Source organism: Bradyrhizobium lablabi, assembly GCF_001440475.1.
Lineage (GTDB): Bacteria > Pseudomonadota > Alphaproteobacteria > Rhizobiales > Xanthobacteraceae > Bradyrhizobium > Bradyrhizobium lablabi.
On record NZ_LLYB01000081.1, the window covers coordinates 143307 to 158133 of the forward strand.

Consider the following 14827-nt stretch of genomic DNA (forward strand, 5'->3'; position numbering starts at 1 on the left):
GAGTTTGGCCGGTGCGTGACGACGAGCGTCACGCTGGGGACGACAACCCGCTATAGCCGATCGTGCCACGATAGCGACGATCTCGCGGGGCAGGGCGGCATTTTGTAGCGTTTCTTCCAACGCGCGTTGAAATCGTTGAACAATCAAGCGGATTTTGGTTCCGCGGTACGGCTTCTTTCTCCGCGTCCGAGCGCTCGGATAACAGGCGGTACAACGCAGTACTATGAACGCGCGACGAATGCCCATTTTCGGCCGGATAAGCCCTGGGGGTGCGACCGGCAAGTTATTGAATTGTTCTTAACCCGTGGCTGTCTGTTAATCAGCGGGTCCCAGGTTCGAGCCCTGGTGCGCCCACCATTGCGAAATCAAGCGCTTGCAACGTCTTGATCTGAAAGTCGACCGGGAACCGAGCTTTGATTTCGGTGCGCTTTCCTTTGTTTCTGTATCTTCACGCCATGAGGTACAGCGCGCAGATCAATTGCTACAGGTCAATCCGATGCTTGTCGTAGAATAGGATATCAGCGCGAGCAAAGCGGACGATCTGGAGTCTGAAATCGGCTTTGGGTGAAGAGCATTTCGCGAGCCGGACGATGCCTTGCGTCGCCCGGACTGCACCGCGTCCGGACGCGAGTCTTATCCAAACTTTGCAAGTAGCGCTGGAAACAGCCTGTCGGGCTTGAACGGGGTCTCGGTGAAGCGGATGCCGGTGGCGTCGGCAAGCGCGTTCCCCATGGCCGCGGCAACCGGGTTATAGGGGCTCTCGCTCATCGATTTTGCACCCATCGGCCCCAGTGAATCCGAAGTTTCGGCGAACAGCACCTCGGTGCGCGGCACGTCGGCAAAGCACGGCAGATGATAGTCGCGAAATCTTGCGTTCACCACGCGGCCATCGTCGTCGATCACCATCTCCTCATAGAGCGCCGCGCCGAGCGATTGCGCAACACCGCCTTCGATCTGGCCGCGGCACTGCATGGGGTTGGCAAGGCGGCCGGCATCGGCGGCCTGTACGCTCTTGAGGATCCTGATCTCGCCGGTGCTCTTGTTCACGGCCACGCGGAAACCCTGGACGTTGAAGGCGACGGATCGCGGCGTGCCTTGCGAGTTGCCGCTGGCCGCGAGTGTCCTTCCCCTGGCGGTTGCCGCGATGGCGAGTTCGTCAAATGACAGGCGCTTGCCGCCGGCAAGCACGCCTTCATTCTCCAGAATGCATGAGGTGGCATCGACGCTTGCCACTTCGGCCGCAAATGCCCTGAGCAACGCCGCAAGCGTTTCCGCCGCCGCCTGCGTCGCCCGGCCGGCCACAAATATCCCCGCGCTGCCATAGGCCCCGGTGTCGTGGCCGCCGTGGGCGGTGTCGGATTGTCTGAGGCAGATGCGGTCGACGGTGGTCGCAAGCGCTGACGCGGCGACCTGACGGTGCACGGTGCTGGTGCCGTTGCCGAACTCGGCGGTGCCGACGGTGAGGTCAAAGCCGCCGTCATCGCGCAACGCGATGGAGCAGTCGGCGAGGTGTCCGGCCGGCGGCACCGTATCGATCATGGTCAGCGCGATGCCTTCGCCGACTAGCCAGTCCGCAGCAAGGGCCGGCTTTGCGGTGTCGGCCAACAACGCGCGCTCGACCAGGTCGAGGCACTGGTCGAGCCCGTAGGAGCCGTAGATCACGTCACGGTAGCCGGAGTCCGGCGGTGACAGCATGGGATCGCCGGGCCTGACGATATTGCGCCGGCGCATCTCGAACGGGCTGATGCCGAGCTGCTTGGCCAGCTCGTCGATGGCGGCTTCCACCGCGATCAGGGACTGGGGCAGGCCGTAGCCGCGGAAGGCGCCCGCCGGCACCGTGTTGGTATAGGCGGCGATCCCGTCGACCTTCTTGTTCGGGCAATTGTAGACGCCGAGAGATTCGGCGAGGGCGTGGAACAGCACCGGGCCGGCATGGTTGCCATAGGCGCCGGTGTTGGAGAGCACGTCGAGCTGCAGCGCGGTGAGCTTGCCGTCTTTGTCAGCGCCCGCCTTGACAGTGACGCGCATCGGATGCCGTGTCGAGGTCGCGATGAATTGTTCTTCGCGCGTCAGCTCGAACTTGACGGGGCGGCCGGTCTTTAATGCGGCGAGCGCCAGAATATCCTCGACGAACATTTCCTGCTTGCCGCCAAACCCGCCGCCGACACGCTCGCAGAACACGCGCACCTTGTCGGACGGGAGATCGAACAGATCAGCCAGCGTGCGGCGGGTCAGGAACGGCACCTGCGTCGAGGAGCGCACATTCAGCACGCCATCGGGGTCGACCCAGGCGAGGCCGCCATGCGTCTCCAGCGCGGCATGCTGGACCCGCTGGGTGGTGAAGCTGCCTTCGTAGGTCACGGCGGATGCCGCAAGTGCGGACGCGACGTCGCCATATTCGCCATGGATTTCCGCGACGATGTTGCGCTGGCCATTGGCCACGCGATGTTCAGGCGTCTTGTCGCCGTGGATCACCGGCGCGCCCTCGGCAATTGCCTTCACAGGATCGGTCGCAGCGGGCAAAATCTCGTATTCTACCTTGATGCGACGGCACCCTTCTTCCGCAATGGCTTCGCTCTCGGCGATGACGGCCGCGACCTTCTGCCCGATGAAGCGGACGATATTGTCGAGCACGCGGGTGTCGTTCGGATCCATCCAGTCGTGCTCGTGGCGCGCGGTCGAGAACAGCTGGTCCGGCGCATCCTCATGGGTCAGCACCGCATGCACGCCGGCAATTTTCAGCGCGGCACGCGTGTCGATCGAGATGATCCGTGCGTGCGGATGCGGCGAGCGCAGCATCTTGACGTGCAGCAGGCCTTCGATTGTCGTGTCGAACGTGTAGCGCGCCGTGCCGCGCACCACTTGAGGCCCGGCTGGAGCGGGTAAGCTCTTGCCAAAGGCCGAGCCGGCAGCAGCCTCCTCGATATTGCTGTTTCCGTCGAGCGCGTCCTCGATCGAGCGATAGCCGGTGCAGCGGCAGATGTTTCCCTTCAAGGCAACGCCAAGTTCCTGGCGCTGCGCCTGATTCAGCGACGCGCAGGTCAGGATCATGCCCGCGGTACAGAATCCGCACTGAAACCCCTGCGCGTCGAGAAAGGCCTGCTGCAGCGGATGGAGACCGCCAACGGGCGCAAATCCCTCGATGGTGGTGACGCTGTGGCCCTCCGCGCGGAAGGCGGGGATCAGGCAGCTATGCACGGGCTCGCCATCGAGCAGCACCGTGCAGGCGCCGCAGTCGCCGGCATCGCAACCCTTCTTGACGCCGAAATGGCCGAGCTCGCGCAGGAAGGTGCGCAGGCATTGCCCGGCGCGCGGTTGTTCTGAAAACGCTTTTCCGTTGATCTGGAACGCCATCTCTAGGCCGCGCTCTGCAATTCGCCGCGGATTTCCTCCGCCAGCCGCAGCGTCATGTGCTTGCGCCATATCGGGCTGCCATGCACGTCGGTATGATAAAGCTCGTCGGGGACGCGATGCAGGATCGTGGCACGAAGCTCGGCCGCTTGCGGGATACTGGTGAAGGGCAATTGCATCGGTCGCGCTGTCGAAGCCGTCACCGTCAATGCAAATGTACCGTCCGCGGCGACGCTGCCGATCAGGAGCGCCGCGGACCGCCCGACCGGTGTCAGCGAGATCTGCCGGAACGCCGAACGCCGCCTCAGCGCGGCAAGCGGAATATCGATCTGCCGCAAGAGATCGCCATTCGAGAGCACATTTTGCTGGCTGCCGGTGACGAAATCGGCGACGGAAATTCTCCGCTCGCTGCCATCGGCCTGCCAAATGGTGGCGACGCCATCGAGCGCCGACGTCAAGGAGATCATCGGACCGGCCGGCAGCGACATGCAGATGTTGCCGCCAACGGTCGCAGTCTTCCAGATCTTGAAGGATGCAAGGAACGCGCGGCAGCACTGGCCGATAAGAGGCGCTGCAATCCAGTCTGGCGGGCAGGAAAGTGCGTCGAGTTGAGCGACGGTGCAGGTCGCCGCGATCGAAAGCCCGGTTTCGCTGACAGTCAGCGCCGGCCATTTCAGGTCGGTGAGATCGATCAGCCGCTTCAAATGGTCCTGTGGTTCCGAGAACAGCCAAGTCCCGCCCGCGAGCCAAGCATCGCCTGCCGTCCAAACCGGCAGATCGGTCCGGCTCGCAGGGTGAACAACCTCGCCGATGGTGTTCAAGTCCATGGATGCGCTACGCTTTCAACAGGCCCCATCTCGCACTATGAAGTCTTGCAAGACAAGCGCCAATTGTCAGCGGTTCCGGCAATTGCAGGGCAGGCGGACGAGGAGACAGCAGGATATGGACCCAACGCAAGCGATCTGGATCAGGGATCCCCTTGCCATTCTTGCCGATGGCGCCGAGCGCGGCGTCGTGGTCAAGGGCGGCAAGATCGTCGAACTGGTGGGAAAAGGCATGCAGCCTGCCACGGCTGACGTGATCGCCTTCGATGCCGGCGCGCATGTTGTGCTGCCGGGGCTGATCAATACGCATCACCATTTCTACCAGACGCTGACGCGGGCGCTGCCGGCAGCGCTGGACCGCGAGTTGTTTCCCTGGCTGCAGGCGCTCTATCCCGTGTGGGCGCGGCTGACGCCGGAGGCGCTTGATCTCGGCGTCACCGTGGCGATGTCGGAACTCCTGCTGTCCGGCTGCACGATGACAACCGACCATCACTATGTGTTTCCAACCGGCCTTGAAGAGGCCGTCGATATTGAGGTTGCTGCCGCAAGCCGGCTTGGCCTTCGGGTGCTGTTGACGCGCGGTTCGATGAACCGCTCGCAGAAGGACGGCGGGCTACCGCCAGACAGCGTGGTGCAGGATGAGGACACGATCCTTGCCGACAGCGAGCGCGTGGTTGCAAAGCACCATCAGCGCGGCGAGGAGGCCATGGTTCAGATCGCGCTCGCGCCATGTTCGCCGTTTTCGGTGACGACCTCGCTGATGCGCGCAACCGCTGAGCTTGCGGAAAAGCTTGACGTTCGCTTGCACACCCATCTCGCCGAGACCGAGGACGAGAACCGTTTTTGCGAACAGATGCATCATTGCCGGCCGCTCGATTATCTCGAGGATTGCGGCTGGCTCAATGCGCGGACCTGGCTTGCGCACGGCATCTTCTTCAACGCGGACGAAATGAAGCGCCTCGGCAAGGCAAGGACGGCGATCAGCCATTGCGCCTGCAGCAACCAGATTCTTGGCTCCGGCTGCTGCCCCGTTTGCGAAATGGAAGACGCGGGCGTGAAAATCGGGCTTGGCGTCGATGGTTCGGCCTCCAACGACCAATCCAACCTGATGCAGGAAGTACGCGCGGCGTTCCTGCTGCAGCGGGCGCGCTATGGCGTCGCCCGCGTCAGCCACAAGGATGCGCTGCGCTGGGCGACGAAAGGCTCGGCTGCCTGCGTCGGCCGGCCGGAACTCGGTGAAATCGCGGCCGGGAAGGCTGCCGATCTGGCGCTGTTCAAGCTCGACGAATTGCGCTTTTCCGGCCATGGCGATCCCCTGGCCGCGCTGGTGCTATGCGGCGCGCATCGCGCCGATCGGGTCATGATCGCCGGAAAATGGGCCGTCGTCGATGGGGCGATTCCCGGGCTCGACGTATCAGATCTGATCCGGCGCCACAGCGCCGCCACGCGCGCCATGCACGCGGGATAAGCCAACGAAAACGGCCCGGGCGTTTCCGCCCGGACCGCCTTCGTTCGATCCGGCTTACTTGCCCGGAATCTTGTCGTCGATGCCCTTTACGTAAAAGTTCATGCCGAGCACCTGGCCGTCGTCGAGATGGGTGCCGGCCTTGCATTCGACTTCCTTGCCGTCCTGGGCCGTGATCGGACATTTGAACGGCAACAGCTTGCCTTCCTTGATCGCCGCCTCGGCCTCTTCCGCCATCTTCTTCACGTCGTCGGGCATGTTGAGGTAGGGCGCCATCACGAGCATCTTCTCCTTGAGACCGGCCCATTGGTCTTCCGACTTCCAGGTGCCCTCGAGCTCCGCCTTGACGCGGGCGATGTAGTAGGGGCCCCAATTGTTCATGATCGAGGTGAGCTGCGCCTTTGGCCCGAACTTGATCATTTCGGAATCCTGGCCGAACGCCAGCTTGCCGCGCTCGGCGGCGACCTGCATCGCCGCGGGGCTGTCGGTGTGCTGCATGATGATGTCCGCGCCCTGGTCGATCAGCGCCTTGGCGGCGTCCGCTTCCTTGCCGGGGTCGAACCAGGTATTGACCCAGATGATCTTGACTTTGATGTTCGGATTGATGGTTTGCGCCGCCAGCATCGTGGCGTTGATGCCGGAAATGACCTCTGGGATCGGGAACGAGGCGATATAGCCGAGCACGCCGGTCTTGGACATCTTGCCGGCGATCAGGCCCTGAATGTGGCGGCCTTCATAAAACCTGCCGGAATAGGTCGAGACGTTCTTGTCGCGCTTGTAGCCGGTGGCGTGCTCGAAATGCACGTTGGGATATTTCCTGGCGACCTTCAGCGTCGGCTCCATGTAGCCGAACGAGGTCGTGAAGATCAGCTTGTTGCCGGCGCGGGCGAGTTGCTCGATCGAGCGCTCGGAGTCAGGGCCCTCGCTGACGTTCTCCAGATAGGTCGTCTCGACCTTGTCGCCGAACTCCTTCAGCATGGCGAGACGCCCGAGGTCGTGCTGGTAGGTCCAGCCGAGATCGCCGACCGGGCCGAGATAGATGAAACCAACCTTGAGCTTGTCGGCGGCGGATGCGCCAAAGCTCACGCTGGCTGCCACCACCGCTGCGGCCGCGGCAAGAAGGATCTTTCTCATTGCGCTCTCCTGACACTGACGGGCGACTGTCTCTCCCGCAGCGCGGCGCCCCGTCGCGCACGCCAAGGGTACATCACTTTCGGACTCATCGATCCGGCACGAACACCGTTCCCAATGCGGCCGGCGCGGTCGAGCCGCCGGTTCTCGCACGCGAGATCAGCACCAGCACGATCACGGTCGCCAGATAGGGCAGGGCCGTCATGAATTGAGAGGGAATGCCCAAGCCCGCGCCCTGTGCGTGCAGTTGCAGGATCGTCACCGCGCCGAACAGATACGCGCCGATCACGAGGCGTCCGGGCAGCCATGACGAGAACACGACCAGCGCCAGCGCGATCCAGCCGCGGCCGGCGGTCATGCCGGGAATGAAGAACGGCGTATACGCCAGCGGCAGATAGGCACCGGCGAGCCCGGCGCAGGCGCCGCCGAACATCACGGCGAACATGCGGATGCGCAGCACGGGATAGCCGAGCGCGTGGGCCGAGGCATGGTTGTCGCCGACCGCCCGCAGGATCAGCCCGCCGCGGGTCCTGTAGAGAAACCAGGAAGCGCCGATGATGAGCGCCAGCGACAGGTAGACGAACGCATCCTGTCCAAACAGGATGCGACCGGCGAAGGGAATGTCGGTCAATCCGGGAATGTAGAGTTTTGGCGCCGTGGTGATTTTTTCGCCGACGAAGCGGGAGCCGATCAGGCCGGACACGCCAGTCCCCAGGATGGTCAGGGCAAGGCCGGCAGCAACCTGGTTGACCGCGAGGGCGAGCGTCATCAGTGCAAAGACCAGCGACAGCACTACGCCCGCCAGCATCCCGCAGATGGCGCCGACGATGACGGAGCCTGTCAGCCAGGCACCAGCGAAGCCACAGGCGGCGCCGACGATCATCATGCCCTCGACGCCGAGATTGAGGACGCCGGCACGCTCGGTCACCAGCTCCCCCGTCGCCGCCAGCAGCAGGGGCGTGGAGGCCGCCAGCACGGCGAGGATGATGGCCTCAAGCAACCCCACGGGACACCTTTGGCGAGGAGGAAACGAGCCGGAAGCGGTAGAGGATCAGGCTGTCGCAGGCGAGCACGTAGAACAGCAAAATGCCCTGAAAGACCTTTGTGACGTCCAGGGGGATTTTCATCGCGATCTGCGCCTGCTCGCCGCCGATAAAGGTGAGTGCGAGGAAAAGTCCTGCAATTAATATTCCAGCCGGGTTCAACCGGCCGAGGAAGGCGACGATGATGGCGGTGAAGCCGTAGCCGGGCGAGATGCCGGGCTGGAGGTGCCCGATCGGACCTGCGACCTCGATGATACCAGCCATCCCGGCCAGCGCGCCCGATATCGCAAATGTCAGAAGGATGAGCCGATTGGAATTGAAGCCGCCGAAACGCGCGGCGCGCGGGGCTGCGCCGACGACGCGGATTTCAAATCCCATGATGGTCTTTCCGAGCAACACTGCGCCGGCAACGACCACGAGCAGGGTGATGACGGCGCCGAGATGCAGCCGCCCGCCTTCGATCAGGATCGGCACGGTTGCGACCGGATCGAATTCCGCCGTGGTCGGGAAATTGAAGCCTTTTGGATCGCGCCAGGGACCGCGCACGAGATAGTCGAGTAAGAGGTCGGCGACGTAGACCAGCATCAGGCTGGTGAGGATTTCACTGGCGCCGAACCTGACCTTGCAGATCGCCGGGATCAGGGCATAGAGCGCGCCGCCGATCGCGCCGAGCAGCAGCATTGCCGGCAACACCCAGAGGCCGGCGTCGGTGCCGTGGGTTTTGACTGCGAGCCAGCTTCCGGCGACGGCGCCGATCAGGAACTGCCCTTCGGCACCGATATTCCACGCATTCGCCAGATAGCAGAACGACAGCCCGATCGCGATCATCACCAGGGGTGTTGCCTTCACGGCGATCTCCTGCAGCGAATAGCTGTCGGCGAGGGGATCAATGAAATAGACGCCCAGCGCGACAATCGGGTTCTTGCCGAGGATCGCAAACAGCACGCTCATGGTCGCGATGGTGAGGCCGATCGCGATCAGTGGCGAAACCAGCGCGATCGTGTTGGATCGCTCGGCGCGCTTTTCAAGCACTAACTGCATGAGGCGCTTCCTTCTCTTCCAATGCGCTGCCGCCCATCAACAGGCCCAGTTGCTCACGCGTCGCTTGCGCGGTCGGCAGCGGCGCCGACAATCGGCCATGGAACATGACCGCGATCCGGTCGGTGATTTCGGCCAGCTCGTCGAGGTCCTGGCTGGTTACCAACACAGCTGCACCCCTGGCGGCGAGATCGAGCAGGGCCTGGCGGATGACGGTCGCGGCTCCGGCATCGACACCCCAGGTCGGCTGGCTCACGACGAGCACCGCGGGGTTGCGGAGGATTTCGCGACCGACGATGAACTTTTGCAAATTGCCGCCGGACAGGCTGGCGGCTTCCGGATCGCGCTTGGCCTTGCGGACATCAAAGGCCTTGGTGGCGCGGTCGACGGTCGATAGCATCGCCGCGAGCTTGATGAAGCCCCGATGCACCATGCCGCTTGCGGCGTGGCCGGTCAGCAGCGCGTTTTCGGACAGTTTCATGCGCGGCGCGGTGCCGTGGCCGAGCCGTTCTTCAGGCACAAAGGCGGCGCCAAGCCTGCGGCGCTGGGTGATTGAAAGGTGGCCGGCGGCCGTGCCATCGATCACCACCGTGCCCGGATCCTGCGCCAGCCGCTCACCGGAAAGGGCGGCGAAAAGCTCGTCTTGTCCGTTGCCGGCCACGCCGGCGATGCCCAGGATTTCGCCGCCCTTGAGCTCCAGCGAAATATGCTTGAGATGGACTCCGTGGGGATCGTCGGGCTCAAGGCTGAGGTCGTTGACGACAAGCCGCGGCACGGTGGTCTGGCGTCCGGCAGCGGCCTTCACCTCCCTGATCTCGGTGCCAACCATCATTCGCGCCAGCGAGGCGGCGGTCTCCGCTCTCGGATTGCAGGCCGAGACTTTCTTGCCGCCACGCAGGATCGTGGCGATGTCGCAGAGCCTCTTCACCTCCTCCAGCTTGTGGCTGATGTAGAGGATCGCGCGGCCCTCGGCCTTCAGCCGTTCGAGCACGATGAAGAGTTGATCGGCTTCCTGCGGCGTCAGCACGGCTGTCGGCTCGTCGAGGATCAGGAACTTCGGATCCTGCATGAGCGCGCGCACGATCTCGATGCGCTGCCGCTCGCCGACCGACAGCTGCCAGACGTCGCGGCGCGGGTCGAGCGGAAGCCCGTAAACATTGGACACTTCTTCAAGTCGCGCCGAGATGTCCTTGAACGATTGCTGGCCGTCGAGGCCCAGCGCCACGTTCTCCGCGACGGTGAGATTGTCGAACAGCGAGAAATGCTGGAAGACCATGCCGATGCCGCGCGCGCGGGCGTCCGACGGTCCGGACAGCACCATCTTCTCGCCCTGCCAGCGCATCTCGCCTTCGCTCGGCTGAATCAAACCGTAGATCGCCTTGACCAGCGTCGACTTGCCGGCGCCATTCTCGCCGAGCAGGGCGTGGATCTGGCGTGGCCAGATCTCGATGTCGATGCAATCGTTGGCGAGGAAAGCGCCGTAGCGTTTGGTCAAGCCAACCGTCTGAAGCAGCGGCGCGGCGCCGGACTTCGGGCCGAAGAGCATGGAATCTGACATGCGCGGTCACGCGTCTTGAGGAAATAATGCATCAATATTGTGGGCTAGTTTGAACGTCCGCGTAAGTGGGGAAATATCACCCCGCGGACCAATCTCTCCCTGGGCGATGAAGCGGGATCGACTATTTCTTCCAGATGCCTTCGTGCGGCGCGGCAGCCTCATCCTCAAACAGTGGGCCAACGATCTCGACCGGACGCTGGCCACTGGCAAACACCTCGCGGCAGGGCAGGTCGAGCGTCGGGTTCTCGGGATGGTCGCCGGTCAACGCACGTAGCCGGTGTTCGCTCAGGCCATAAACCAGCCGGCCGATACCCGCCCAGTAGATCGCGCCGGCGCACATCGCGCAGGGCTCGGCCGAGGAATAGATCGTGGCTCCGCGCAAGGTCTGTGCATCGATCGTGGTGCAGGCCATTGTCGCAAGCAGGCGCTCGGCGTGGGCCGTGCCGTCATGCGAGGGCATATAGCCGTTCTCGGCTTCGAGCAGCACTTGTCCGTCGCCGCTCACCAGTACGGCGCCGAATGGATGGTTGCCATTGGCCACGGCGCGTCGGGCGACCTCGAATGATCGGCGCAGGAAATGCGCGTCGCGCGCTGCCGGATCGTCGCGGTCTGTCATCAATGTCCTGCCATGTGCCGGCCGACTTCGGTGAGATCGGCTTCGCTGGCGCGCGCCTCGTGAACGAACTGGCTGTGGAACATCACGACCAACCGGTCGGACATTTCCAGGAGTTCGTCAAGGTCTTCGCTGACGAGAAGCACCGCCGCACCGTGGTTGCGCGCCGCCATGATCTCGGCGTTGATCTGGGCCACCGCCGCAAAGTCTAATCCAAAACAGGGATTGGCGGCGATCAACACCTCGACATCGCCGCCGAGCGCCGCGCGCTGCACGTTGCCGCCCGAGATCGGCGTGTCCGGCGTGAGGGTCCTGATCGTGTAGAGGACGATCTTGCGTTCGGCGTCCTTGCGAAAGGTCGAGCGGACATGCTGGCGCGCCGGAGCCGATCTTCCCCGGCAATCAGATGTTGGCCCGGCATTGTCTCATCTTCTTGCTGGATAGATCGAATCAAGCGGCCTCATGGATGTTCGGGTCGGCAATCGCGCCGGCAACGCGGACCCGGACACGCAGGGCATTGCCGGGCAAATAGGCGATTGGCATATCCTCGACGTCGACCATCTTGAGGCTCGCCCGCTCGGCGCCGGCCTGAACGGCGCGGTCCTCGGCGATGCCGCGAGCAGCCGCGATGGCCTCCTCGCGTGACAATTCGCGAAACACCTGGTCAGCTTCTCCGCTGACTTGCGCGATTGCAGCACCCACCGCATTGGCGCAGTCGCCGTGGGGAACGCGCACAATCCTGGAGATTCCGGGCAGGCGGTCAGGGACCAGGAAGGCGCCGCCGCCGACGGCAAGCAGCGGCACGTCACCAGCTTCGGTCTTCATGCGGTCGACATCCTGCTCCAGCTTTCGCTTGGCATAGGACAATGCCCCCTCGACCAGCGCCTTCGGCAGCGCCGCGACGCGCGATCGGTCGCCGACGTCGAGGAGCCCGGCCGCTACCGCGATGTCGGTCGCGGTGAGACGCGTGCCGCCAAACACCAGGGCTTCCGATGTCAGTTTGTAGCCGACGCTGACCGGGCCGACGCGCACCGGCCCTTCCTCCACGTGGCTGCCACCGCCGAGCCCGATCGAGAGCAGGTCGGGCATCCGGAACAGGGTGCGCACCCCGCCGACCTCGACGACGGCGTTGGCTTCGCGCGGAAAGCCGTGGCGGAGCTGGCCGATATCGCTGGTGGTGCCGCCGACATCCACGACCATGGCGTCGTGGAGCCCCGACAGATGTGCTGCGCCGCGCATCGAATTGGTCGCGCCCGATGCGAAGCTCATGACCGGGAAGGCGGTGGCGATCTCCGCTTGCATCACCGTACCGTCGTTCTGGGTCAGGAATAGCGGTGCAGCGAGACCGCTGTCCGCGATCGCCTGGCGGAAGGCCGCGACCGTGGTCGCCGCAAGGTCGTTGAGCGCGGCGTTAAGCAGCGCAGCGTTTTCGCGCTCGAGCAGGCCGATGCGGCCGAGGTCGTGCGACAGCGTCACCGCTGCGTCCGGGCAGATTTCACCCAGAATTTCCCGCGCCGTCGTCTCGCAGCTCGGGTCGAGCGGCGAGAAGCTGGAGCAGATCGCCACCGAGCGCAGGCCTGCATCCCTGATCTTGCGCGCCGCGGCTTTCAGCCCGGCGATATCGAGCGGCATGAAGGGGCGGCCGTCGTAATCGTGGCCGCCTTCGAGCATGAATATTTCGCCGCTGACAAGGCTTGCGAGATCAGCCGGCCAATCGCAGAACGGCGGCAGCGATGCGCTTGCCGGCATGCCGATGCGGATCGCCGCGACCTTTTGCAGGTGGCGGCGCTGCACCACGGCATTGATGAAATGCGTGGTGCCGATAACGACCGCGTCGACGGGCACCGCGGCAACCGGGTTGGCGCGCAGGGCCCTTAGCGCGTCGAGAATGCCGGTCGTGACATCCGCCGTGGTCGGGCGCTTGACCGAATGCACGACCTTTTCGTCCACGATCAGAACGGCGTCCGTATTGGTGCCGCCGACATCGATACCGATGCGTTTCATGAAATCAGGCTCCTGCTTCGGCCGGCGAGAACAAGGATCGGAATTCGAGGTCATAGCCGAAGGCGCGAGGACCAACGAATTCAAGGCCGCGTGGACTGGTGAGCACGGGCGGCGCGGGCAGGGCCACGATCGTCACGCGCTGGCCGTAGCGCACGGTCTCGGTGCCGACGGCATGGCCGTTGGCACTGTCGAGCACGCATATCAGATCGGGCGACATCGCGATCGCCTCGTCATTGCGCCATGCGACCACCCATTCGTTCTGAAACGAGAGTTTTAGCTTGTCGCCGCGATCCTCGTCGCTGCCTTCGACTGTCGCCGATCCGCGCAGGAACCCTTCGGTCGTGCGGCGCGCGACATCGACGATCTTGCCGGTGAACAGCTTCTTGCCGCCTTCACTCGCAAGCAGTGCCGCGATCGGATCCTCGTGCCGGCGGTTCGCCTCCTGCACTGCACGTCCGATGCGGATGGCGGAGGTAGTAGTGAAGTGGATACCCCAGTCCTTGACCTCGCGGCCGGTGCGCGGGGCCTTGCTGGTCGATGCGATCGACCCCATCTCGACGCAGATCTTGCGGCTTACCCGCTCCATCCACTTCCAGCTCGGCACCTTGGTCACGACCGCCTCGATCCCGCGCGGATCGTACAGCGTGCAGGGATAGGGGCGCAGTCCGCCGATCGCCACCGACGTCATCTGGGCTTCGGGAAAGGCGCGGCCCATGCAATCGGCATCGACCACGGGAATGCCGAGGTGAGCCGCGGCCATCAGGGCCTGCATGCCGTTGCCGCCGCCGATCTCGACGGACATCACGGCGCGAAACTTGAAGCCATTGATCTCTTCCTGCATGCGCACCGCGCGCGCGATGTTGCGACTGTCGGCGAGCCGCTCCTGGCCGACCAGCGGCGCGCCCATGTTGGAGACGACCGCGACCCAGTCGTCGTCGGCAAGATCGAGCGGCGACATCAGTTGCACGCGATGCCCGTCGGCATAGAGCCGGCGCAGATTGAGCAGGCCGAGATAGGGGCTGCCGCCACCGCCGGTGCCGAGAATCCAGGCGCCGACCGCGAGGGCCTCGATCTCCTCGAGGCTGATGCTCTTCAAGGCGACTTCGCTCACGATACCAACTCCTCGACGACGCGCGCCGCCGCGGCGATGGCCAGGATCACCGGTCCCGCGTAATTGCGCCGTATCAGCGCCTTGTTGGCGCTGGTGTAGCTCATGCAGTCCATCACAACGAGGTCGGGCAGCTGCATCGCCATGGTCCGCGCCGCGGCGTCGACGACGTCGTCGCCGGACCCCGGTCGCAGTGTCACGCCGACGACCTCGACGCCGTCGCGCTGCCATTTCTTTCCGATCAGCGCCGTCTGTTCCGGCAGTGGCGAAAACACGCCGAGCCGTCCCTTTGGCAGAACGGCTTCCACCATGTGATGCAGCACCGCTGACGGCAGGATCGCCAAACCCTCTGCGGAAAGGTTCGGAAATTTTCCTGTGCAGGCAAGCATCGTGACCGCGACGCCCTGGTTGCGCAGGCGGGCGAGTTGCTGGCCGGCGCGCTTCTCGACCTCCTTCTTGCTGATGACGACGCCATCGCCGTCCGGCAGCAGCGTAAACAAGGTGTCGTATCCATCCATCGGCGGAATGGCATCGATCTCAGCGCGGCTCATGCCGTCCAGCGCGCCGCGCAGTTCGACCGCCATGCCGGGGGAGAGCACGGCTGCGATTTCGGCGGCAATCGAGGGGCGAGGGCTTTGCCCGATCACCACGACGCCCATCCGCTGGTGTTTCATTGGCTTGTTCATTCCCTG

The 14827-nt window shown here is 64.2% G+C and carries 11 protein-coding genes and 1 pseudogene; 1 reads left to right on the forward strand and 11 read right to left on the reverse strand.

Annotated features, from left to right (window positions below):
• Positions 1-633: 633 nt before the first annotated feature.
• Positions 634-3354, reverse strand: a complete 2721-nt coding sequence (locus tag CQ14_RS21785) for a molybdopterin-dependent oxidoreductase (protein WP_057859887.1) — start codon at positions 3352-3354, stop codon at positions 634-636.
• Positions 3355-3356: 2 nt separating this feature from the next.
• Complete coding sequence (locus CQ14_RS21790; RefSeq protein ID WP_057859888.1) at positions 3357-4178, reverse strand: FAD binding domain-containing protein; 822 nt, start codon at positions 4176-4178, stop codon at positions 3357-3359.
• A 115-nt stretch (positions 4179-4293) separates the two neighbouring features.
• Between CQ14_RS21790 and CQ14_RS21795 the strand changes: the two genes are divergently transcribed.
• A complete protein-coding gene (locus CQ14_RS21795) occupies positions 4294-5643 on the forward strand; it encodes an 8-oxoguanine deaminase (RefSeq protein ID WP_057859889.1) in 1350 nt (449 codons plus the stop codon).
• Positions 5644-5697: 54 nt separating this feature from the next.
• On the opposite strand, the gene CQ14_RS21800 is transcribed toward CQ14_RS21795, so the two are convergent.
• The 9 genes and pseudogenes from CQ14_RS21800 to CQ14_RS21840 form a co-directional block, all read right to left on the reverse strand.
• Positions 5698-6774 (reverse strand): BMP family ABC transporter substrate-binding protein, encoded by a 1077-nt coding sequence (locus tag CQ14_RS21800; protein WP_057859890.1) that lies wholly within the window; start codon positions 6772-6774, stop codon positions 5698-5700.
• Positions 6775-6859: 85 nt separating this feature from the next.
• Positions 6860-7777 (reverse strand): ABC transporter permease, encoded by a 918-nt coding sequence (locus tag CQ14_RS21805; RefSeq protein WP_057859891.1) that lies wholly within the window; start codon positions 7775-7777, stop codon positions 6860-6862.
• The gene (locus CQ14_RS21810; RefSeq protein ID WP_057859892.1) at positions 7764-8855 is read right to left on the reverse strand and encodes an ABC transporter permease; all 1092 of its coding nucleotides are present in this window, start codon (positions 8853-8855) and stop codon (positions 7764-7766) included. Before CQ14_RS21810 ends, CQ14_RS21805 begins: the two co-directional genes overlap by 14 nt.
• The gene (locus CQ14_RS21815; RefSeq protein ID WP_156435263.1) at positions 8839-10410 is read right to left on the reverse strand and encodes an ABC transporter ATP-binding protein; all 1572 of its coding nucleotides are present in this window, start codon (positions 10408-10410) and stop codon (positions 8839-8841) included. Before CQ14_RS21815 ends, CQ14_RS21810 begins: the two co-directional genes overlap by 17 nt.
• Before the next feature lie 121 nt (positions 10411-10531).
• Positions 10532-11026 (reverse strand): nucleoside deaminase, encoded by a 495-nt coding sequence (locus CQ14_RS21820; protein ID WP_057859894.1) that lies wholly within the window; start codon positions 11024-11026, stop codon positions 10532-10534.
• Positions 11026-11388 (reverse strand): annotated as a pseudogene (locus tag CQ14_RS21825) (ABC transporter ATP-binding protein); the annotation flags it as partial. The pseudogene CQ14_RS21825 and the gene CQ14_RS21820, both read right to left, overlap by 1 nt.
• An 85-nt stretch (positions 11389-11473) precedes the next feature.
• On the reverse strand, positions 11474-13027 hold the full coding sequence (locus CQ14_RS21830) for a hydantoinase/oxoprolinase N-terminal domain-containing protein (protein WP_057859896.1): 1554 nt from the start codon (positions 13025-13027) through the stop codon (positions 11474-11476).
• A 4-nt stretch (positions 13028-13031) separates the two neighbouring features.
• Positions 13032-14138 carry an S-methyl thiohydantoin desulfurase family protein gene (locus CQ14_RS21835; RefSeq protein WP_057859897.1) on the reverse strand — a complete coding sequence of 369 codons (1107 nt, stop codon included), beginning with the start codon at positions 14136-14138 and terminating at the stop codon, positions 13032-13034.
• On the reverse strand, positions 14135-14821 hold the full coding sequence (locus tag CQ14_RS21840; protein ID WP_057859898.1) for an AroM family protein: 687 nt from the start codon (positions 14819-14821) through the stop codon (positions 14135-14137). The genes CQ14_RS21835 and CQ14_RS21840 overlap by 4 nt, the downstream gene beginning before the upstream one ends.
• Positions 14822-14827 lie beyond the last annotated feature (6 nt).

What these genes read in the sequence shown, in the direction of transcription:
- CQ14_RS21785 (WP_057859887.1), bottom strand. Translation starts at nt 3,354, where the DNA reads ATGGCGTTCCAGATCAACGGAAAAGCGTTTTCAGAACAACCGCGCGCC.
- CQ14_RS21790 (WP_057859888.1), bottom strand. Translation starts at nt 4,178, where the DNA reads ATGGACTTGAACACCATCGGCGAGGTTGTTCACCCTGCGAGCCGGACC.
- CQ14_RS21795 (WP_057859889.1), top strand. Translation starts at nt 4,294, where the DNA reads ATGGACCCAACGCAAGCGATCTGGATCAGGGATCCCCTTGCCATTCTT.
- CQ14_RS21800 (WP_057859890.1), bottom strand. Translation starts at nt 6,774, where the DNA reads ATGAGAAAGATCCTTCTTGCCGCGGCCGCAGCGGTGGTGGCAGCCAGC.
- CQ14_RS21810 (WP_057859892.1), bottom strand. Translation starts at nt 8,855, where the DNA reads ATGCAGTTAGTGCTTGAAAAGCGCGCCGAGCGATCCAACACGATCGCG.
- CQ14_RS21815 (WP_156435263.1), bottom strand. Translation starts at nt 10,410, where the DNA reads ATGTCAGATTCCATGCTCTTCGGCCCGAAGTCCGGCGCCGCGCCGCTG.
- CQ14_RS21820 (WP_057859894.1), bottom strand. Translation starts at nt 11,026, where the DNA reads ATGACAGACCGCGACGATCCGGCAGCGCGCGACGCGCATTTCCTGCGC.
- CQ14_RS21830 (WP_057859896.1), bottom strand. Translation starts at nt 13,027, where the DNA reads ATGAAACGCATCGGTATCGATGTCGGCGGCACCAATACGGACGCCGTT.
- CQ14_RS21840 (WP_057859898.1), bottom strand. Translation starts at nt 14,821, where the DNA reads ATGAACAAGCCAATGAAACACCAGCGGATGGGCGTCGTGGTGATCGGG.